At 46.8% G+C, this 21128-nt stretch carries 19 protein-coding genes; 10 read left to right on the top strand and 9 right to left on the bottom strand.

Translation table 11 applies throughout. The features are described 5' to 3' along the window. Positions 1–82 precede the first annotated feature (82 nt). The 8 genes from nagA to NYE25_RS15815 all read right to left on the bottom strand — a co-directional run bounded on the left by nagA (position 83) and on the right by NYE25_RS15815 (position 9245). Positions 83–1270, bottom strand: coding sequence for an N-acetylglucosamine-6-phosphate deacetylase (gene nagA, locus NYE25_RS15850; protein WP_341146354.1), 1188 nt, complete (start codon positions 1268–1270; stop codon positions 83–85). Next, positions 1258–1986: a glucosamine-6-phosphate deaminase gene (gene nagB, locus NYE25_RS15845; RefSeq protein ID WP_076119467.1), complete on the bottom strand. Its 729-nt coding sequence runs from the start codon at positions 1984–1986 to the stop codon at positions 1258–1260. The genes nagA and nagB overlap by 13 nt, the downstream gene beginning before the upstream one ends. Then, entirely contained in the window at positions 1986–2864 is an 879-nt protein-coding gene (locus NYE25_RS15840; RefSeq protein WP_341051903.1) for a MurR/RpiR family transcriptional regulator, read from the bottom strand. The genes nagB and NYE25_RS15840 overlap by 1 nt, the downstream gene beginning before the upstream one ends. A gap of 236 nt (positions 2865–3100) precedes the next feature. Then, positions 3101–4078, bottom strand: coding sequence for a LacI family DNA-binding transcriptional regulator (locus NYE25_RS15835; protein ID WP_341051905.1), 978 nt, complete (start codon positions 4076–4078; stop codon positions 3101–3103). A 290-nt stretch (positions 4079–4368) separates the two neighbouring features. Beyond that, the gene (locus NYE25_RS15830; RefSeq protein WP_341146353.1) at positions 4369–6168 is read right to left on the bottom strand and encodes an FTR1 family iron permease; all 1800 of its coding nucleotides are present in this window, start codon (positions 6166–6168) and stop codon (positions 4369–4371) included. A 58-nt stretch (positions 6169–6226) separates the two neighbouring features. Continuing rightward, entirely contained in the window at positions 6227–7558 is a 1332-nt protein-coding gene (gene efeB, locus NYE25_RS15825; RefSeq protein WP_341146352.1) for an iron uptake transporter deferrochelatase/peroxidase subunit, read from the bottom strand. 5 nt (positions 7559–7563) lie between these two features. Then, complete coding sequence (gene efeO, locus NYE25_RS15820) at positions 7564–8463, bottom strand: iron uptake system protein EfeO (protein ID WP_094872648.1); 900 nt, start codon at positions 8461–8463, stop codon at positions 7564–7566. Between the two features lie 614 nt (positions 8464–9077). Then, a complete protein-coding gene (locus NYE25_RS15815; protein ID WP_179085837.1) occupies positions 9078–9245 on the bottom strand; it encodes a hypothetical protein in 168 nt (55 codons plus the stop codon). Positions 9246–9491: 246 nt separating this feature from the next. Here NYE25_RS15815 and NYE25_RS15810 point away from each other — a divergent pair, with 246 nt between their 5' ends. From NYE25_RS15810 to NYE25_RS15775, 8 genes are all read left to right on the top strand, one after another. Next, the gene (locus tag NYE25_RS15810; RefSeq protein WP_019908812.1) at positions 9492–9716 is read left to right on the top strand and encodes a helix-turn-helix domain-containing protein; all 225 of its coding nucleotides are present in this window, start codon (positions 9492–9494) and stop codon (positions 9714–9716) included. 317 nt (positions 9717–10033) lie between these two features. Next, on the top strand, positions 10034–11023 hold the full coding sequence (locus tag NYE25_RS15805) for a LacI family DNA-binding transcriptional regulator (protein WP_042191450.1): 990 nt from the start codon (positions 10034–10036) through the stop codon (positions 11021–11023). 21 nt (positions 11024–11044) lie between these two features. Next, a complete protein-coding gene (locus tag NYE25_RS15800; protein ID WP_341146351.1) occupies positions 11045–12022 on the top strand; it encodes an N-acetylglucosamine kinase in 978 nt (325 codons plus the stop codon). Then, positions 12019–13317 carry a 6-phospho-beta-glucosidase gene (locus NYE25_RS15795; protein ID WP_341146350.1) on the top strand — a complete coding sequence of 433 codons (1299 nt, stop codon included), beginning with the start codon at positions 12019–12021 and terminating at the stop codon, positions 13315–13317. Before NYE25_RS15800 ends, NYE25_RS15795 begins: the two co-directional genes overlap by 4 nt. A gap of 24 nt (positions 13318–13341) precedes the next feature. Beyond that, positions 13342–14268, top strand: a complete 927-nt coding sequence (locus NYE25_RS15790; protein ID WP_341146349.1) for an ABC transporter permease — start codon at positions 13342–13344, stop codon at positions 14266–14268. 95 nt (positions 14269–14363) lie between these two features. After that, entirely contained in the window at positions 14364–15254 is an 891-nt protein-coding gene (locus tag NYE25_RS15785) for a carbohydrate ABC transporter permease (protein ID WP_042191442.1), read from the top strand. 34 nt (positions 15255–15288) lie between these two features. Next, complete coding sequence (locus NYE25_RS15780) at positions 15289–16935, top strand: extracellular solute-binding protein (RefSeq protein WP_341146348.1); 1647 nt, start codon at positions 15289–15291, stop codon at positions 16933–16935. Continuing rightward, positions 16907–18688 carry a family 10 glycosylhydrolase gene (locus NYE25_RS15775; RefSeq protein ID WP_341146347.1) on the top strand — a complete coding sequence of 594 codons (1782 nt, stop codon included), beginning with the start codon at positions 16907–16909 and terminating at the stop codon, positions 18686–18688. The genes NYE25_RS15780 and NYE25_RS15775 overlap by 29 nt, the downstream gene beginning before the upstream one ends. A gap of 258 nt (positions 18689–18946) precedes the next feature. Here NYE25_RS15775 and NYE25_RS15770 read toward each other — a convergent pair whose 3' ends face one another. Beyond that, positions 18947–19267 carry a hypothetical protein gene (locus NYE25_RS15770; protein WP_042191436.1) on the bottom strand — a complete coding sequence of 107 codons (321 nt, stop codon included), beginning with the start codon at positions 19265–19267 and terminating at the stop codon, positions 18947–18949. Positions 19268–19501: 234 nt separating this feature from the next. Between NYE25_RS15770 and NYE25_RS15765 the strand changes: the two genes are divergently transcribed. Continuing rightward, complete coding sequence (locus tag NYE25_RS15765; RefSeq protein WP_042191434.1) at positions 19502–19816, top strand: hypothetical protein; 315 nt, start codon at positions 19502–19504, stop codon at positions 19814–19816. A 258-nt stretch (positions 19817–20074) separates the two neighbouring features. Then, on the top strand, positions 20075–21100 hold the full coding sequence (locus NYE25_RS15760) for a helix-turn-helix transcriptional regulator (RefSeq protein WP_149644956.1): 1026 nt from the start codon (positions 20075–20077) through the stop codon (positions 21098–21100). Positions 21101–21128 lie beyond the last annotated feature (28 nt).

Here is a 21128-nt window from a genome sequence, read left to right as displayed (position 1 = left end):
TAGTTCGATTTTATAAACAATAAAAAGCAACAGTCCTCACCTTTGTGGCGAGAATTGTTGCTTTTTTATTATATAACCACCTTTAAAGGGTAACTGGGCGACCGCCAATCCATACGCCTCGCAAATTCAATTCAGCGTCAAGACGCAGGATATCACCACGTTTTCCGGCTTCCAAGGTACCGATCGAACGCTCCATTCCAATGGATATCGCCGGAGTAAGGCTTGCAGCACGGGAGGCTTCTTCTAAGCTGAGCCCTACTTCTTGTATGAGATAACGGAAGCCACGAATCATGGTAAGTGTACTACCCGCCAAAGCGGCAGGGTTATCTTTAAGTGTGGCGATGCCATCTTGAACCAGCACAGGTAAATCACCGATTGTATATTCACCATCACTAAGACCAGTTGCAGACATGGCATCTGTAATTAATAACAAATTGTTATCTTTTTTTAGATTAGCCACTAGAGAAATCGCTGCAGGATGAACATGTATGCCATCGGCGATGATCTCCGCACGTATGCGTTTATCGAATAGTACAGCACCAGCAGTTCCAGGCTTGCGGTGATGTAGCGGTGTCATTGCATTAAACATATGCACGGCTTGATTTAACCCGGCATCTGCCGCGGCAATAACCTCTTCAAAGGAAGCATCGGTGTGACCGAGAGCGGCGGTAATACCGTGCTTACGGAGCCAGAGGATAGCTTCTAGTGCACCTTCGCGTTCCGGAGCCAAGGTGACTTGCCGGATCATGCCCGGATAATCATTCTCCCATTGTTCCAGCCACTCAATATTGGCAAGAACAATATGCTCAGGGTTTTGTGCACCGGACCATTTTGGGCTGATGAACGGTCCTTCCAAATGCATGCCCGCGATTTGTGTGTATGGCATCTCAGTGGCGCGATATGCGTTTATTTCGGCAAATACTTGGTCAATGGCTGGCTTAGAGGCAGTCATAGTCGTAGCCAGCATGGTAGTTGTGCCTTGGGAGCTGTGAAATTTAGTGATGGTATTTAAAGATTCAGCATCACTATACATAAAGTCGTGGCCAGCTCCACCATGTACATGCACATCTACAAATCCAGGGATGAGCAGGTCTTCCGAAGCTTGACCATCAGCTGGCCAGTGCGCGTAAGCCTCTGGAAGCCATGCTGCCTCGCCGGCATAATGAATTTGCTCACCCGATACGGCAATCACGCCATGCTCAATTAATCCTTGGGGAGTCAGCACTTTACCAAACAGTAATTTTCCTGCTTCTCTCTTTATTTCAGCCATTTTCCTGCTCCTTCATCTACAAGGACGATTACATTCGGATGGCTCTGCAGTAAAGATGCAGGGCACTGGGTAGTAATCGGACCTTCAACGGCATTCCGGATGGCTTCAGCTTTGCCGGCACCGCGTACTAACAATAGAATCTGGCGAGCTTTCAGAATGCCGCCGATGCCCATGGTTATTGCTTGCCGCGGTACATCGTCCAAAGAGTCGAAGAATCTGGCATTTGCTTCCCGGGTGTCTTCAAGCAAATCAACGACATGGGTTTTGCTGCTCAGATTGGCATCTGGTTCATTGAACCCGATATGGCCGTTGCTTCCAATCCCGAGGATCTGCAAGTCAACCGGTCCGTTCTCTTCCAGCATTTTGTCGTATGCGAGGCACTCCGCTTCCATATCTGCTGCATTGCCGTTAGGGATATGTGTCTGTCCTGGGTCAATATCAATATGATTGAATAATTGCTCGTTCATGAAACTGCGATAGCTCTGCGGGTGATCAACAGGCAATCCGATATACTCATCAAGATTGAAGGAAGTGGCTTTCGAGAAGCTTACAAGTCCTTTTTGGTGCATTTCAACCAATTTGGCATAAACACCAACTGGGGAACTTCCGGTCGCTAGACCGAGCACCGCTTTTGGATTGCTTTGAAGCAGGCTGGCGATAAGATTCGCACCCGTTTGTACAAAATCTTCATCACTATTGAACTTAAGAATATTCATTAAGATTGACCTCCTCGTTTGTTTCGATAATGTTGGACATTCAAATAAGATTGCTCCAGTCTAGGAATAAAATCCCCAAAACGGGTGCTGACCATTCCAGTAAACAAAATATCAATGATGTGTAGCTGGGCAATACGTGAAGCCATATCTCCTCGGCGCATTCCTTTTTCCAGAGAAGAGGAGAAGAGTGGAATATCAGCCAGAGTTGCCAAGGTGCTGCTGCCGTAAGAGGTTAGAGCGATGGTGCTTGCTCCGCTGGCTTTGGCACAAGTTAAAGCGTCAATGGTCTCTGGGGTTTCTCCGGAATACGATACTGCGAATACGACATCGCCTTCAGATAGCGAAGAGGCAGATGTAATCTGCATATGGGAATCAGCGAAAGCGGTGCAATTCACGCCAATGCGGATCAGCTTCTGATAGAAATCTTGTGCGACAATGGAGGAAGTCGCCATCCCGTAAAGATCCACTCGCCGTGCTTGGCACAATAAATTAACGGCTGCTTGTAATCGTTCCAGATCTAGGAGTGAAGTAGTATCCCGAATGGATGTCAGGTGGTTCGTTTGCATCGCTTCCACAATTACGGAAAGCGGGTTACCTGCAACGATATCCTGATAAGAAGAACTGCCATCCTGAGGCGCTGCATCGCTATGAGCAATTTCAGCCGCCAGCTTTACTTTGAAATCTGGGAAGCCTTTAAAATGTAGAACCTTACAAAAACGTGTGATAGTAGCAGGACTAATACCGCATTGCTCCGCGAGTTCTGTGATGCCCATATGAACGATTTCACCTGGTGATGACAGGATCCGTTCCGCCAGCTTGCGCTCCATTTGAGACAGCTTGGACTTTTCATGCTCAAGTGCATATAAAATTGGGGACATCAATCCACCTCGACTTCTAATGTAGCTTTTTAAAATTATTTTTAAAATTACTTCTTCAAATAAGAAAATTATTTTCATACTCAGAATAAAACAAAATCTATCCGGATGCAAGGGGTAAAAATGAATACAATAAGGATAATATGCGAGAATTATTAGTCTCTCTTCTATTTAAATAAAAACGGCCCACTCACAGAAGACTGCGAGGTGGACCGTTTTTGAACAATACTTGAAACGTGCTATACCGTAGAACGTTCAATAATGCGATACTCAAGCTTACGGTGTACAGGATGACTGTCATTATTTTGGATCTGATCATAGATGATCCGAAAAGCTGTAACGCCCATTTCGGGTAACTGGTTATCTATGGTGGTTAGACCTAAAAGACGTCCGATCGGCTGGTCGTCAAATCCGATGACGGCCAGATCCTCAGGAATACGGATACCGTTCTTCCACGCTTCGATGATTAGACCGGCTGCCACATGATCGCCTGAAATAATTAGGGCATTAGGACGGTTCTTCATTTTCAGCAGTTGGTGCAGTACACGTCCACCGTCCTCTTCATTCATACAGTTATACATCATCCAATCTTCCTGAAAAGGCTGGCCTGTAGCGGCTAGAAAGTCACTAAAGGCAATTTGCCGGATAGAACTACTGCTGCCATGTTGTCTGCCTTCACAGTAACCTATCTGTTCATACCCCTTATCATGCAAGTACTGCAGGCCGGAGCGAAAAGCGGAATAATGTTCGATATACACAGAAGAGAAGCGGCGTTCACCTCTATCTTGGCAGATGACTATCGGGCCATATGCTGTATATTCATCAATGACTTCTGAGCTCATTCTCGTAGATACAATTACCACGCCGTCAATTTCTTTGTTGCGCAGCATCTCCAGTACCTTGAGTTCTTCTTCATGACGATAATCGGTCTGGCACAGAATTAAACGGTATTGCGCTAGCAACGCTTCTTGGGCTAAGCCTTCAATAATTACAGAGAAATAAAAAAGGTTGATATTAGGGATAATAACGGCAATGGCGTGGGTACGGCCGGTAATTAGATGCACGGCATTCATATTACGCGTGTAGTTTAACTTTTCAATCGTATTTAAAACAGCGGTTCGTTTGGTTTCACTTACATAAGGATGATTATTGAGTACTCGCGAGACCGTTGTCACGGAAACACCAGCCATACGGGCGATTTCTTTTATATTAGCCATTCGAGAACAACAGCCTCCCTTTGGTGCTTGTGTGTAGTTTCTAGTCTTTTTATTCTATCATATCGTCCGTAAATTACTTTGCAAATAAAAAGCTTGCTATGGAATCCATTTCATAAATTAGACTGTAGTTGCAAGGGATTACCGGACTAAACCGGCGTAACCTAACGGGCGTGACGGACCGGTACATCTAGTTTCATTTCTAATGTAAAGGTCCGAGGATCGGCTTCATTTAAAATCTACAAAAAACGGTTGTCATCGTTAAAAGATGACAACCGTTTTTTTCTTTGTAGTTATACAGTTTGTGACGCTTTTGGTGCTCTATTGCGCAGCATCTCCCACACAATAAACGCAAGGACAAGCAGCTGAGGCACTAAAGTTTCCCAAGTTGGATACATCCCGAGCCAGCTAATAGAAGGTAACCCATCCTGTACATGTGCGGGTAGTTTCCCTGCGACTTGAAGGGAGTGAATGCTCTCTCCGAGAAAGCGGAATACTAAATAGTAAATAAGAAGTGTAGCTGTACGGAAGAAGGCGGCAATCGGCAATTTCGCACTTAAGGCAATAATTGCGTAACCTACAATTGCTAGAATGACTAGAGCACTACCGATCCCTAGCAGCAATTGAGACACTTTAATGGAAGGGGCCATCCCTACATAAAAAATGGTGGTTTCTGCTCCTTCACGTAAAATCGCAAGCGCTGCTACGGAGGACAAAGACCAGAGATTGCCCTTGGCTAATGCTCCATCCACTTGCCGTCCAACATAGTTGTTCCAATTTGCGGTATTTGATTTACTATGCAGCCAGCGTCCAATGGTAAGCATCATAATGACGGCTACAAGACCTGTGATGCCTTCAATCATCTCGCGTGCTCCACCAGATGCGGCGCGGGAAATGGTATAGGTGAGTAGAACGGCTAATCCGATACTCGCTACAAGTCCTACAGCTGCGCCAGACCAAATCCACTTCTGTGCTTTTGTGTTGCCATCACGTTTAAGGTAGGCAAGAAGGGCAGACAATACGAGGATCGCCTCCAGTCCTTCACGCAGAAGAATTAGCGCAGCATCCCAAGCATTATAGGTTGTCTCACCAGCCAAAGGAGTCAGCTCAGTGACCATATTATCCATGATCTTTAAGGCTTGATCTAGCTTAGGTGGATTAGAGAGCAGATAGCCAGTGACTGCTGCACTTTCGTTCTCAATATTGGTATAGACCGCTGGAGATGCGATCTGTACTTGTCCTTCAGCAGAGGGCCAATCTACGATGAATTGCTCCATGATATTAGCTGCTTCTGCGCTGTTGCCTGCTTTGGCGGTGGAAGAAGCTTTGCTCAGATGGCTGATCAGTCCTTCAATAGATGCTGGTTTACCGGAAGTATCCCCAGCATCTATTGCTTTGCCTTCACTGTAATCAGCAAGCAGCTGATATAAGGCTTCTGCTTCTGATTTCGCCGACTCCTCGCGGAGCGGTTCTGCCTGCAGCGCAATGCGCAGCAGGCTGATCTTCGTCTCCAGCAAGCTGTAGACGGCGGAATTGTCGGCCCGGATGTTGCGCTCTGCCGGCTTCCATCCGCTGACGATGTCGCGGTAAGCTGCCGCTGCCGCGCTCCAGTCGGCGCTGCGCACCGCATCCCGCGTGCGCTCCGCCGCGGGCAACAGCTTCGCCGCCGTCTCCTGGCCGGCGGCTCCAGTGTCACCGCCGTCCGTGCCGGAGGCGGCGGTGACATACGCGTCCACGCTTCTTGCGAGCGTGGACAGTGCCGTTTTGGCGGGCGCACCATCGCCCGCCGCAAGGGCCGCCGCCGCGTCTGCAAGCGCGGCGTCAACGGCGGCAGCCGGACCGGCAAGTGCCGGGTCCGGCGTGTTCGCGTTCGCGGTGCGCCACAGCGCAGCGAACGCTTCTACATCGGCGGCGGCCGCGTCCCAGCGGCTCTGGCCGGCTTCGACGAGTGCGCTGCCGACTGGCGGCAGCAGCTCGTCGACCGAGCCATCACCCTTCGCCCCCGCCGGGATAGATAGCATCAGTATACATATGATGCTAAACAGAATCAGTACGGCTGCCTTCGATAGCAGCCGTTTATTAAGAGAGTACATCGGGATAATCCCCTTTCAATAATGGACAGGAACATTCGATTGGAAAATTAGGGCTGGCTTAGCCTAAAAGTGCTTCCCCGATGTAGCCGCCTTTGCGAATACCTGGGAAACAGGCAAATACCGCACTGCCTGTATGCGTCATATATTCGTTTAGCCGATCACTTTTCGAGAGGCGCTGCTGGATCGCAACAAATTGCTTCATTAAATCCCGTTGAAAGCTGATGAATAATAATCCTGCATCGAGTTGACCTGTTGCGATATCTAATCCGCTGGAAATGGAGTAGGAGCGGCGCAGCATTTTGACGGTGCCGTCACCATGCGCTAAGGCTGAATGTGAATTCGGCGGAATGACGGGCTTCCCGGAAGCATCAGCCGCTTTCAGATTCAGATCATCGAATTCATCCTTTGCACCGATAGGTGCTCCGTTATGACGATAACGGCCGAAGGTGGCTTCTTGATCGCTCAGAGAAGAACGGTCCCAGACCTCAATTCGGAAACGTACACGGCGAACTGCCATATAAGTGCCGCCGCTCATCCATGAAGGACCGTCACTGCTGCTGTTCCAGACCACTTCGTTCATTTCTGCTTCGTTCGTAGTATCTGGATTTCCTGTGCCGTCTTTAAAACCTAGAAGATTACGCGGCGTCGCTCCCTTAGGATCTGCTGTTCCTGTGCGCTGGAAGCCTTCCTGTGTCCAGCGGAGTACGGCTGTGCCACGGGCGATACGTGCCAGATTTCGGATGGCATGGAAGGCCACCTGCAGATCATCAGCACATGCTTGGACACAAATATCTCCACCACACCACTTAGGATCCAGGTTGTCTCCCGTAAATGCTGGAAGGTCGGCTAATAGGGTTGGACGCTTGGAAGATAAACCGAATCTGTTGTCAAAAAAAGAAGGGCCGACACCAAAGGTAAGCGTACAGCGTGAAGGGTTTAAACCATCCACTTCACCTGTATCGGAGGGTGGGAGATTAGGGTTGTCATTGACGTCGCCAATGAGGCTGCCAGTAGTAAGAGAAGCTGCGGCAGTTGTCCATGCTTGCATTAGCTTTTTTACATCGGATAGCTTCGTTGTGGTCAGATCAAAGGCTGCGAAGTAAATAAAATTTTGCGCAGGGGTTAGAATGCCGGCCTGATGACTCCCGTAAAAAGGAATGGAATCAGCATCGGAGGTTACTGTTGGCTCAGCTACGGCATTGCGCGCAGCCATAATTCCACCAACACCTCCACCACCTAATAATAGACCAAGGCTAGTGGCGCCAGTAAGCCGCAGCATATCGCGGCGGCTTAGTTTTTTATCTAATATAAGACTGCTCTTGGTTTCTTCATTGAGAGGGGCACCCTCTGCATTCGCTGGTAAACCGGTAGATCTATTTTGCTTATTCATGATGATCACACTCCTAGAATAGTTCCCATGTTGGACAATGGCTCAGCCAAGGCATCCAAATTCTGACTCAACTTACGCACATCTTCTTCCTTCAGCTCTTCATAGGAAACATATCCATCTCCAGATTTGAAAGGAGCAAGCTCAGCTTGTAAGGCTGCAAACCGTTCACCAATCGTTTTTTCCAGCTCAGCATCTTTTTTCGCCAGTTCTGGCTTTAACAGCTCGTATATCTTTTGGGCGCCTTCCACATTAGCGACGAAATCGTACAGATCTGTGTGGGAGTAACGTTCTTCCTCACCTGTTACTTTAGATGAAGAAACCTCATTAAGCAGTTCTACAGCACCAGTAACGAGCAGATTGGCATCGATCTCTACGGTCTCTACTTTTGCACGCAGAAGCTGGGCATCTTTCAATAATTGATCTGCAACTTCGGTCATATCTTTGGTTGTATTGTCCTGCCACAGCGCCTTCTCAAGCTTGTGGAAGCCACGCCATTCAGCAGCATCTACGTCATTCTCACGGGCATCAATATTCGGATCCAAATCACCAAGTGCTTCTGCAATCGGCTCAATTCGCTCGTAATACATGCGGGCTGGCGCATAAAGTGCCTTTGCATCCTCAATCTTTGCTTCTTTAACTGCGTTCGTGAAATTTTCTGTTTGCTTTACAAATTCATCACATTGCTCGATGACATATGTACGATATTGTTCAACCGCTGATGTAAAGTCGGCAGTAGTTGCTGTAGTAGTATCAGATGTATTTGTTGCCTTGGTACTGTTAGCAGCAGCATTTGCAGAGTTATTATTGCTAGTGTTGCTATTACTGTTATTGTTGTTACTGGCACACCCGGTAAATAGTATGGAGGCTGCAAGTAGACCTGCAGGCACGGCATATGTGAATTTCATTGAATGAAGCACCCCTTTTTTTATATGTGAATGATAATCGTTATCATTTATGCTGGACTTATCATAAGTCCGTATACATTTACTGTCAATATAAAATTGTGATGTATTTCATAGTTATATTTTGCAAGATAAAAAAACTCTCGGGACTGGAAGTTGAGTTTGTAGAAATATATCTAATAACATCCGGGAATTAGTAAGTTAACACTTCGTTTGATTTGATCATTTATTTGCGCGAACGCAGCAGCTATCGGACACAGCTACCCTTAAACGCAGCTTTTTTCGAGATTTGGATCGCTATCGCACCTCATAGTCGCTATTGGCCTAAAAAACACCAAAGATTGCTCTCTTCCTTATAATTAGTGGCACTGGTGTCCGAAGCTCTGCTTAAGGTGATAAATATACTAATAACGCCATCTGGGTCCGTAACCCTCAGAAGGAGATGATGAATACACTGTTGAAGCGGGCAGTCAACGACCAACAACACAAAACAGCGATTCTCCAATAATGGCTGAATCGCTGCTATGTGTTGCTTACAATTTTTATAATTAACCGGGCCGTCTCATTTATAGGAAAAAACTACTTATTCGAGATCCCCATTCTGTGTCGTCTTTATTTTATTGTTCATTATGGGATTCATGTTCCGTAGTGGGATGATTTTTGAATACTTCTGCGGCTTCCTCAGCAGAAAATTCCGGTTCGAATTTACCGACTAGTGGCAATTTGTTTAATTTTGTAGTTTGTACCTCTGCCTTAGTAGGTTGATTATTTTTCGAGTTGCTCATACTTACACCTCCTTTTAATAAGAAACAACAAGTTGTAGTTTGCCCTGTAAGGAGATGATTCTATCCAAGAGATTTCAAGTTTTGCGGATGAATGTCCTCACTAAAGCGGTGTAATAAGCTTCGGATGGTTAAGCCCATTTTGTAGTTATGACAGCACCATTAACTTCATCAATACATAATATGTTTTGACTGTATCCCTTTACCTTGTTATACCAAACAAACCCAGGGCAAGGAGGGGTGACACCATTGAAGGGGAACGAACACCACAGCAAATTTCTGTTGACTCATCGTGAGCGCGAAGTTTTCGAGCTTCTCGTGCAGGACAAAACGACTCGTGATATCGCTGGTTTATTATTTATCAGCGAAAAAACAGTTCGGAACCACATCTCCAATGTAATGCAAAAATTAAACGTTAAAGGCCGTTCACAAGCGGTTGTCGAGCTGATCAAGCTTGGGGAGCTGAAAATATAGCTGGCCATGTCTTCGGAAGTGACGCGTTTAAGCCTTCTCCACCTCTAGGGGTGAGGGAAGGTTTTTTGTAGTGTCCGGAATATTAAATTTGACTACATTTTATGGATTGACGGATATTGGGAATGGTTGTAAAATCATCATAAAGTTAAAACCTTTAAACTTTTGAAATTATTTTGATACTTTCGATAAAGATGAAACTGACATTCAATGTTCGATTCTCAGTCAGGACGTAGTTGTGGCGAGAAGAGTTAGTCCTTTTTTATTTCCCTGAAAGTTATAACGTTTAAACTATTGAACTTGGAGGCATAGAAGCTTAGATGAACATTCATGATGTAGCCAAAAAGTCGGGGCTCTCTGTAGTGACCGTATCCAGAGTTATTAACAATTCACCTTCTGTACGTGAAGGCAATAGGCGGAAAGTGCTGAGTGCTATGGAGGAATTAAATTATCAGCCCAATTCAGCGGCGCGGAGTCTCGTGCGTGGCAAGACGGGAGTCATCGGTATGTCGATTACTAACTTTAACGACTCCTTCTATGACCGCGTGATTCGCGTGGTGAACCGGAAGCTAGCAGAACAAGGTTACTTCTTGGCCCTGTCGATAGCCGAGAATGAGGATGAAGGCGTTAACTTCCTGTTTCAGAAGGACCGCGTTGACGGGATTATCCTGTTATCTCCGCTTGAGGAAAAAGAATATGTGGAGGAGCTGAAAAGAAAAAATATTCCGTTTGTCTTGCTGGATAATCAGCTCCAGCATGAGGATGTTCCCAGTGTCGTCGTCGATAACTATCAAGGGGGGTATGAAGCTACCAAGCACTTGATTGGTCTTGGACACACCCAGATCGCCTATATCGGTGGCCCTTCGGTGTTCCTGAGTGTAGCAGAGCGCAAGCGGGGTTATGTACAGGCGCTGGATGAAGCGGGACTATCGCCTTTCGGCACGGAATATTGCGGATTTACGGTAAGTAGCGGTTATGAGGTGGCCAAGAGATGGATCCGTGAAGATAAGCTGCCGACAGCCATTTTTTCAGGAGACGATTTTATTGCTTTAGGTGTTGTTCAAGCCCTGCGTGAGGAGGGGATTCTGGTACCTCAGGATATCTCAGTGGTTGGCTTTGATGATCAGCAGTTCGTAGGTGAATTTTATCCCCGATTGACGACAGTCAGACAGCCTGAGGCGCAAATGGGCAGCATTGGTGTTGATTTGCTGATGAAATTAATCAATGGGGAGGTGATGCCAGCTGTTGTAACGAAGCTCGCTCCTCAGCTTCTCGTGCGTGAATCCACCGCATCTGTAAGGTTAACCTAAATATTAGGAGTGAAACGAACTGTGAAGTACTTTTTGGGAGTCGATGCAGGGGGCAGCAAAACTTATGCAATGATTGCAAATGAACAGGGAACGGTCATTGGTGTAGGCAAGGGAGGGAACGGGAATCATCAAAACAATCGTGAGCAGGCGGAGAACAGTTTGCAACAGGCTGTATCGGGAGCGATTATAGCGTCGGGGCTGACAAAGGATCAGATGGAGTATTCCTGGTTCGGTCTGGCTGGAGCGGACAGAGAATCCGATTTTCGAATTTTACGACCAATCATCAGCAGACTTGGCCTTCCACGAACTGAGATTTCCTGCGATACCTGGATTGCCTTGCGATCAGGTACAGAGAGTAATTATGGGATCGTGCTGATCTGCGGCTCGGGAGTGAACAGCGCCGGTAAAAATCCGCGAGGCGTTACATACCAATGTGGCGGATTTGGCTATCGGTTCGGTGATTACGGCGGCGGCTATGATCTAAGCATTGAGGTATTCCGCAGCGTTCTTCGGGCGGATGAAGGAAGAGAGCAAGAGACTGTCTTAAGCGAACGCTTAATTCATTTGCTGGGCTATTCCAGTGTTTCGGAGTTAAGGGAGGATTACCTGGATCATTCCAGAGACTTGCCTCCCCAGATTACTGAGCTGCTGTTTCAAGCGGCAGATGAAGGAGACCAGGTTGCCACCCTACTGCTAACCAAGCAAGGGGATGAGCTCGGTTTGGCAGCGGTATCGACAATCCGCCATTTGGCTATGGAGGAGGATTCCTTTGACATCGTACTTGCAGGCAGCCTATTGACCAAAGGGGATCGCTCAGGCATCATCCGGCGGGCCATTGAACATAGAGTGAAGTATTCGGCTCCAAATGGCACTTTAAGGATTCTAACCCGGGAACCGGTTGTAGGCGCGGTCATTTTGGCAATGGAAAGTAGCGGTGTGCGTGTGAATCAGGAGGTTCTTGATCGTCTATCACTGGGTAAGGAGGGGCTATTATTATGAAGGAGACTTTGAAGCTCGTTGTCATCGGAGCGGGTTCATCGTATACGCCTGAGCTTATTGAAGGCATCATCATGCATCATAAAGAGCTTCCCGTCCGCGAAGTATGGCTGGTGGATATTGAGGCGGGAAGGGAGAAGCTGCATACGATTGCGGAATTAAGCAAGCGTATGATTGCTGAGTCCGGACTGCCAATTACCGTGACCCAGACGCTTGAGCGCAGGGAGGCCATCGCCGGAGCAGACTTTATCTGCACTCAAATCCGGGTAGGTATGCTGGAAGCGCGAAAATGGGACGAATTAATTCCGCTTCAATACGATGTCATCGGTCAGGAGACGACGGGTCCCGGAGGGATGATGAAAGGCCTGCGGACCATTCCGGTTATTCTGGATATTTGCAAGGACATCGAGGAGTTAGCTCCGGATGCCTGGTTGCTGAATTTTACGAATCCGGCCGGTATGGTAACTGAATCTGTTCACAAATATTCATCGGTAAAAAGCGTAGGCCTGTGCAACTCGCCGATCGGTTTTCAAAAGTGGCTCTCTGAGTTCTTCGGACTTCCTATAGAGAAGATCTATGCGGAGTTTGTCGGCATCAACCACCTGCACTGGGTATCCGATATCGTAATTGACGGTAAAAGCAAGCTACAGGAGCTCATTGATTACCCCCAGAACTACAAGGCGAGTAATGTGCCGTTTGATTCCTGGGACCACCGGTTTCTGAATACTTTGAAAGCCATCCCTTCTTATTACCTGAGCTATTACTACATGACGGACGCGATGCTTGCGGAACAGAAGGAAGCAGCAGCAACGATCGGATCGCGCGCTGAGGTAGTGAAGAAGGTGGAGGAAGAGCTGTTTGAGCTGTACCGGAACGTAGAGCTAAAGGAGAAGCCAAAGCAGCTGGAGCAGCGTGGTGGAGCCTATTACTCGGAGGCGGCAGTGCTGCTGATGCGCTCCATTTATAATGATTCCCGTGATATCCAGACGTTGAATGTAAGGAATAACGGAATGATTGACTTTTTGCCGGACGATGCCTCCATTGAGGTGAACTGTTTGGTAACCAAACAAGGTCCGCTGCCGATTCCGCTGCGCAAAATTCCGCAGCCCGTCAAAGGCCTGCTGGCCGCGGTCAAGCAATACGAGAGCCTCACCATCGAGGCGGCTGTGCATGGAGACCGGGATATGGCCCTGCAGGCTATGGTTCATCATCCGCTCGTGCGTTCGGTCACCGTAGCTGAACAGCTGCTGGATGAAATGCTGGAGAAGAACAAAGCGTTTTTGCCGTTGTTTCACTAGAATCGTCCAGAGGAGGAAAAACGGATGAACACGGCCGAGAAACCAAGTAGATGGAAGAAATTCACCAGTCAATTGGATTTACAGTCCATGGTTTGGCCGGGAATTATCTTTGTATTCATTTTTAGCTACATTCCGATGTATGGCGTGGTTATGGCGTTCCAGCAATACGATATTTTTGGCGGCATTATGAAGAGCCCCTGGGTTGGATTTATGCATTTCAGAATGTTCTTCGAGGCACCGGAGTTCTGGAATGTGATGCGAAATACCATTGTGATTAGCTTGCTTAAATTGATTATCTCTTTTCCAGCACCGATTCTTCTTGCACTGATGCTGAATGAGATCGGTAATATGGGCTTTAAACGCGTTATCCAGACCGTCAGCTATTTACCGTATTTCCTGTCCTGGGTTATTGTATCCGGTTTTGTATTTTCGCTGTTATCTGTTGACAACGGAACGGTAAACTATGTACTGGAGCGATTCAATCTGGTAGGGGAGCCAGTTAACTTCCTGGCATTACCCAAATACTTCTGGTCTATTCTAGTAAGTGTAAATGTGTGGAAGGAGGTCGGATTTGGGAGCATTGTCTATCTGGCCGCGATTGCAGGCATTGATCTGACTTTATATGAAGCCGCTTCCATAGACGGAGCAAGCCGATTTAAGCAAATTCACTTGATTACACTCCCCAGCATTACCCCCATTATCATCATCTTTATGATTCTTGCCATCGGCAGTCTGCTTAGTGCGGGCTTCGAGGACATTTTGCTGCTGGCAACCAATCCAATCCTGCGACCCTACTCCGATGTTATCGACACCTATGTGTACCGTGTGGGGATATTAAATGCCAGATTCTCTTATGCGACAGCGGTAGGGCTTTTCAAAGCGGTGATCAGTGTCATTCTGCTGGTGATGGCCAACAAAATCGCGCGCCGGGCAGATGTTAGTCTCTGGTAGGTACTACTACTCATAGCGAATGCTTCCGATGCAAGTTTTATTGGGATGTATCGACTGTAAGTAATGCTCCATAAACCTTTTAGGAGAGGTGAACAATGAGACTAAGCCTGGGCGACAAAATCATGCAGCGGACTATTTATATCCTTTTGACGCTGCTGGCGCTACTTATGCTGTACCCATTTTGGAACGCGCTGGTCATTTCCTTTAATCTAGGGAGCGATACGGCGCTCGGCGGTGTAACCTTGTTACCGAGAGCATTTACCCTGGAAAATTATTATATTGTGTTTCAGGATCATCGCCTGCTGAATTCTTTTCTGATCACCATTCTTAGAACGCTCGGCGGCACGGCATTGTCCGTCTTCTTCACGGCCCTGTTAGCTTACGGAATGTCCAAGAAAACATTGCTTTTTCGAAAACAATATATGGTGTTCTTCATGATTACGATGTTCTTCAGTGGAGGGCTCATCCCTAGTTATTTACTAGTTCGCTCTTTGGGTATGCTGGACACCTTTTGGGTTCTGATTATCCCCGGCATCATCAGCGTCTGGAATATGATTGTCATCCGCACCTTCTTCAACGCTTTGCCGGAGGGGTTGGAGGAATCGGCCAAAATCGACGGTTGCAGTAACTACGGCATTTTCTTCCGAATCGTTATTCCCGTCTCCGGCCCGGTGCTGGCCACGATTGCTTTATTTACTGCGGTCGGTTACTGGAACGACTGGTTTACGGGAGCGATCTATATTACGAAGGACGAACTGCTTCCTATACAGACCCTGCTGCGGCAGGTTATGAACTCCAACATTATGACCCAAATTGGTTCATCGAATGCCATCGCGCTGGATCATATGAACCGAAATCGGACGATTACTACGAAGTCACTGACCATGGCTACGATGATGATCGCTACTATTCCGATTATCCTGACGTACCCTTTTCTCCAAAAGTACTTTGTTAAGGGCGTAATGATCGGTTCATTGAAAGAATAGCAGTCTCCATATTATGTAGAAAGAAGGGAAAAGAATGGGCAATCGTATGAAATGGGTATCGCTTCTGCTGACTTCGCTGGTGCTTCTTCTCGCTGCCTGTAGCGGAGGGGGGAATTCTAACACTTCACCAAACACAAGCGAGAAAAATCTGAATACTGAGGTCACCACTGATGACGGCAGCGGGATTAAGCCCGTCACCTTCAGCTTCTATGGAAATTACGACTGGCTTACTACATCACCATGGGGGGATAATGAGGCGACAAAATGGATTCAAGAGAACCGTAAGGTTACTGTTGAACCGATTCAATCGGGAGGTGCGGCCGGAGAAAAACTCAACACGATGATCGTCGGTGGTGATTTACCGGATGTCATTTTTACTGACCGGGGATCCTCAGTGGAACGGCTGGTGCAGGCAGGGCAACTTGTTGCGCTGGATGATTACTATGACAAGTATCCGCACTTCAAGAAATATGTGAAGGAATCCACCCTGAATTTGCTCCGTTCAGATGACGGAAAAATCTATCAAATCCCCAACTGGTATACATCCGGGCAATTCGGCAACGGCGGATGGATGGTGAATAAAGATATTTATAATGAGCTCGGCAGACCGGCGCTGGAGACCTTTGATGATTTGTATCAATATTTACGCATGGTGCAAGAGAAGTATCCGGATGTTGTACCTCTGGAGGTTGGCGAGAAGGGGGCAGGTCTGGAAATTATGTATGGCGGTTTTAAGGAGAACTCCACCAGTAAGTTCATTTCACTCATGGGATATCCGGAAGGCGACAAGCTGTCATCTATCTTGGACGATCCCGCTTACGAGGAGATGGTGCTGTATATCAATAAGCTCTATCGTGAACGGCTGATTACGCAGGATGCACTGCAGCAAACCCAGGATGCGGTCAAAGAAAAGGTCAATACCAGCCGGGTAGCGGTCATGGTCGAATCCAATATCACTACGTATGGAGCCGAGGGACACCGTGCACTGACTGCGAACAATCCGGACAGCGGTTATGAAATTATTTGGCCGATTCATAAAGCCGGACTAGACAAAACACAAGTGTTTGTAAGCGGTTTCGAGACGCTGGGTTGGAACGTCAGTGTCATTACAAAAAAGGCCAAGGATCCGGAGGCCATCTTCGCTTACTTTGACTGGATTACGGGTCCGGAGGGACAGAAGGTGCTTTTCTTCGGTCCTAAAGGCTTGTACTGGGATGAGGAGGACGCAGACGGAGCACCAATTCCGAACGAGAAATACAAGACGACTCCTGCTAACGAGCGTACCGAAACGATGAGAAAATTCGAGGACTTTAACTGGGCGGGTAATACGACCTTTATTGATACGGCGAAAATGAGCTTAGAGGCGCTGCTTTCCGCGAACCAGAAATCATGGGAGACAGTGGCGCAGTCCACGGTGACCTGGAAAACCGCGCTGGACATTACGGAATTTGTGAATACCGATCCGCTACCGGATACGGAGATTGGCATCATCGCACAGAATGTAGGGGATATTTATACCCTTGCTTACGCACAAATGGTTCAGGCGAAGTCGGATGAAGAGGTATTGTCAGCACTGGAGACAGCCAAAAAGAACACCCAAAAAGCGGGGCTGGATAAGCTGCTTGAGTTCAGAACCGAAAAATGGCAGGAGAATGTCAAGAAAATCAACGCTACGAAATAAGATTATTGGAGGCGAGATTATGGCATTTGCGCTGAGATCGAGATTCATAGCAATGTTAAGCTTCGTGTTGGTTTCTTCGATAATGGGTGGTTCCGTTCCGGTTATGGCGGAGGAGGAGAGTAATCCCCCTTTCGAAACGGAAGTTATTGTACGGACCGTAAACCAGTTTAAGAACACGGCGGATGTCCAGAATTTCATCCAGCTGTCCACAAGCTACGGTGTCGATGTCATCAGCATGAACGTGAAGCAGGATGAAGATGATGAGGTTCCGTCTGGAAGTGTATTTTATCAGAGTGATATCGCTCCGATCGCGCAAGGCTACGAGAATTTCGATGCTCTGCAGGCTGTCATTACAGCAGCTCATGCTGCAGGAATTAAGGTTCATGCCTGGATTCCCCAGTTCCATGATCAGCAAGCCTTCCTTGCTAACGATGAGTGGCAGATGCAAGCGCTGGTTAATGGGGTTCAGACTCCGTTCACAGGTTCTAACGGCAACGAATACTTCGTCAATCCGATTCACCACGAAGTGCAGCAGTATGAGCGTTCCATCATTCAGGAAGTGATCGAGAATTATGCTGTTGACGGTGTTGTGCTAGACTGGATCCGCTTTGACAATTACAACATGGACGTCAGTGATTACACGGCCCTGAAGTATCAGGCGCAGTTCGGGTATTCCCCGCTCAGCATTGACTTCGATACGGATTCGCCTCAGCGTGAGCAGTGGAATGAATGGAGAACTGAACAAATTGGGCAGTATGTGGGCGATATTCGTCAGGATATCACCCAGTCCTCGAAGCCGTATGTGAAGCTCGGCGTGTATATTTTGCCGCCGGAATTTACAGAGGTTGGACAGAATGTAGCCAAATTCAAGGATGATATCGACTTTGTCGCACCGATGGCGTACTTTGATGACTGGGAGTTCAATAGTGATTGGGTATACAGCACTTCCTACGGCATTCTGAAGGATACGAGCGACCGGATCAGCGGCAGTGACGTGGAGATTGTAGCCACACTGGATAATGACTGGACTGATGATCAATATCAGGAGATTTACAAGGGAATCCGCGAGAATTATCCGGACGTGAAGCGCCTGTCGTTCTTTGCCTACGGGGCCTGGCCAGAAGATGAATTGGCCAATATCAAGGAACGTGAAACCTGGCCGACGCCAGGCTGGACGCCTCCGGTAGAACAAGACTATCCGGCTCAATTACCAGCAGGATGGAAGGCTCGAAATATCGGTTCTATGCCGGGAAACGTTACCTACAATTCATCCAATAAGCAATATACACTCAGCAGCAGCTCTACGGATATTTGGGGAAATGGAGATCAACTGAATTATATATACCAGTCCGTGAGCGGCAATGCGGAGATTATTGTTAAAGTGCAGTCCACTAGCCGATTGGACGGCTGGGCCAAGGCCGGCATTATGATTCGGGAATCGCTGGGTCATAATTCGAAGCACGCAGATATGATGCTTACCCCTGAGAATGGGGCAACCTTCCAGTATCGTGCAGAGACCGCGGGCAATATGGTCGACCATACTGCGGCTGCCTCGGCTCCAAGATGGCTAAAGCTGACCAGAAGCGGAAATACCTTCAAAGGGGCTATTTCGACGAACGGGAATAACTGGCAGACGGTTGGAACTGTTCAGATCCCGATGAATCGCAAGGTGTATATTGGCATAGCGCTCAGCAATCCGGGGGATGATTCGAGGAATAAGGCCGTATTTGGAAATGTGAAAATTACGGATTAAGACTAATACAATTACAACTATACATCATCATTCGCTTTATTTTCTATGGGCAAAGCAAAGATATCAGAGGCTTGATTTGTATTTAGACCTCCTGGAAAGCACCCGAAGCCTGGGGATTTGCTGTCAGGGAGAGAAAGAACGGATACCGGCTGACTTTGGAATCTGAGGATGTAATATAATCGGCAGAACACAGTGCAAAGCAGATTGGGTTAGAAGACATTCATCTCCGAAATACGGGTGAATGTCTTCTTTCTTTGCTCATAGTGTTCTGAAAATGTCATTTATCGTGTAATACAAAGCATTAAGTTCTTCCATATAAACTGTTTTTATTTTGGTTTTATCAGGATTGTCACTTATCATTTCCATAAAGACATCCGGATCATTAATGATACCATTAAGACTTGCGCGCTTTAACAATTCTGCATCGGAAATATCATCCTTAAACGACAGTCTTAAGATTTCCATAGTGTCGTTTACTATACCTTTGAAATTCTCTTCTTCCCCAAAGAAAGTTGCAATCTTATTCAAAAAGTCTGCATATTTATCTGGTATTTTTGAATTTTCTGAAAAAAATATCATTTATATCTTCTCCCTATATTAATCGAATTTTTAAATAGTTTTAAGTAATTGGCCAGTCTGAAATCATCTAATTATAGTCAGAAACATTATAATTGGATTTGGAACAATTGGCGGTTAAAAATGATACAGTAGTACTGTTTACACAGATTAAGTGAGTACGATATATCGGAAATTCTAACTTGTTTCATAGAGTTAAGTTATAGTTGACCAATTCGAAAGCGGCGGAGGCTGGGGATGCTAAAGACAGTATCAGTTATTTTTAATGAGCGACCAAAAAGGTGGGGATTAAGAGGGGATCCATATCTTTGGGATGAGCTAGAGAGGTACTTTCAGGAAGTGAATTATCCATGTACAGGTGAGGAGTTTGCAGAGATATTCAAATACGCATTTGAGGAATTAACAGGAAGTAGCTTAGGTGATTTAGATAAACAAATCTATTGTGAGAAATACAGTCATGGTGGTATGTCCAGTGGGCATGTTTGTCTGGAGTTTTGGATTGAAGTAGCGATTCCATTGCTAATTGAACGATTGGAGGGATTAGCAATTTAAATTGGTGAACAATCGGATGCATCTCACCTTCCCCCCACCACCAATGTAATGTAAAAACGAAACGTTAAAGGCCGTTCACAGGTGGTTATGGAGCTGAAAATATAGCTGGCCATGTCTTCAGAAGTGACGCGTTTAAGCCTTCTTCACCTTTAGGGGTGGGAAGGTTTTTTGTTGTTTATGCATATTTGCTAAAAGAACATTCAATTGATAATCATTCTCAATACATATATAATTAATCCAAAGTAAGGGGAAGTAGGGATGAGCATGAAGCGTAGCGATGGTCTGAATGAAGCGGAAACGATTGATGCCCATAAGACGCTTAGATGCGAAGGGTTTAGTATTACTTACCAGTTGGACGGAAGCCACTTTGAGATAAAACCACCGGTCGAGTTAGGGGAGGGCAGCTGCCGGAGCCTGCTTACTCAGCGTTATCTTCAGATGACGGATTTTGATCTCCAATTTAATCGGGATATCGAAGCGAAGGGCGAGTTTAGAACACCTCGTACGGAGCTGATATTCTGTATGGGACATGGAATTGAATGGGGGACCTCGCTGAAGCAGGACTATTTTGCCATAGATACAGGAGAAAGTGTGCTGCTTCACGGCGGAGTAAGAAGTGAAAATTGTATATACCTTAGCGGAGCGGGCTACAGATTCCTCAGCATAGATATGAGTCCGGCACAATTTGAGCGGATGACCAGCGGACTGACCGAGGATACACGGCTCCAAGCCGGAGGAGGAGCTGGGTTGTTTTTTGGCAAAAACGCTATCACACCATCTATCCGACTTATTCTGTCTCAAATTGCGGATTGTTCCTATAGTCAGGGTATGCGGGAACTCTATCTGGAGGGGAAAATGCTGGAGCTAATGGCTGTCTATCTCAATGAATCTTTATTTGAAGCTGATCGGATTTCCCACACGGTCAAGCTATCTAGAGATGATATGGAGAGCCTGCGACTAGCCAAGGAAATTCTGCAACGTGATTATTTACATCCACCGACGCTAGCAGGGCTCTCTCGCATTATTTGCCTCAATGAGTTCAAATTGAAGAAGGGCTTTAAGGAAATATTCGGTTATACTGTCCATGCCTATGTGATCGAACAACGGATGCAAAGGGCACAGCAGCTGCTAGAACATGGAAATATGACGGTAAGTGAAGCAGCATCCAGAGTCGGATACGTGAATGTCAGCCATTTCTCAGCAGCCTTTCGTAAAAAATTCGGTGTGCGTCCTGGAGAGTATCTGATCAGTGGTAGACAGCGTTCTTTAGGAACAAGGATGTAAGCTCGCATCGAAAACAGATGCTCCTGAT

Source organism: Paenibacillus sp. FSL E2-8871 (assembly GCF_038000345.1).
GTDB lineage: Bacteria > Bacillota > Bacilli > Paenibacillales > Paenibacillaceae > Paenibacillus_AQ.
Note: the sequence above shows the minus strand (reverse complement) of the source record. Positions and strands in the feature narration are given on the sequence as shown.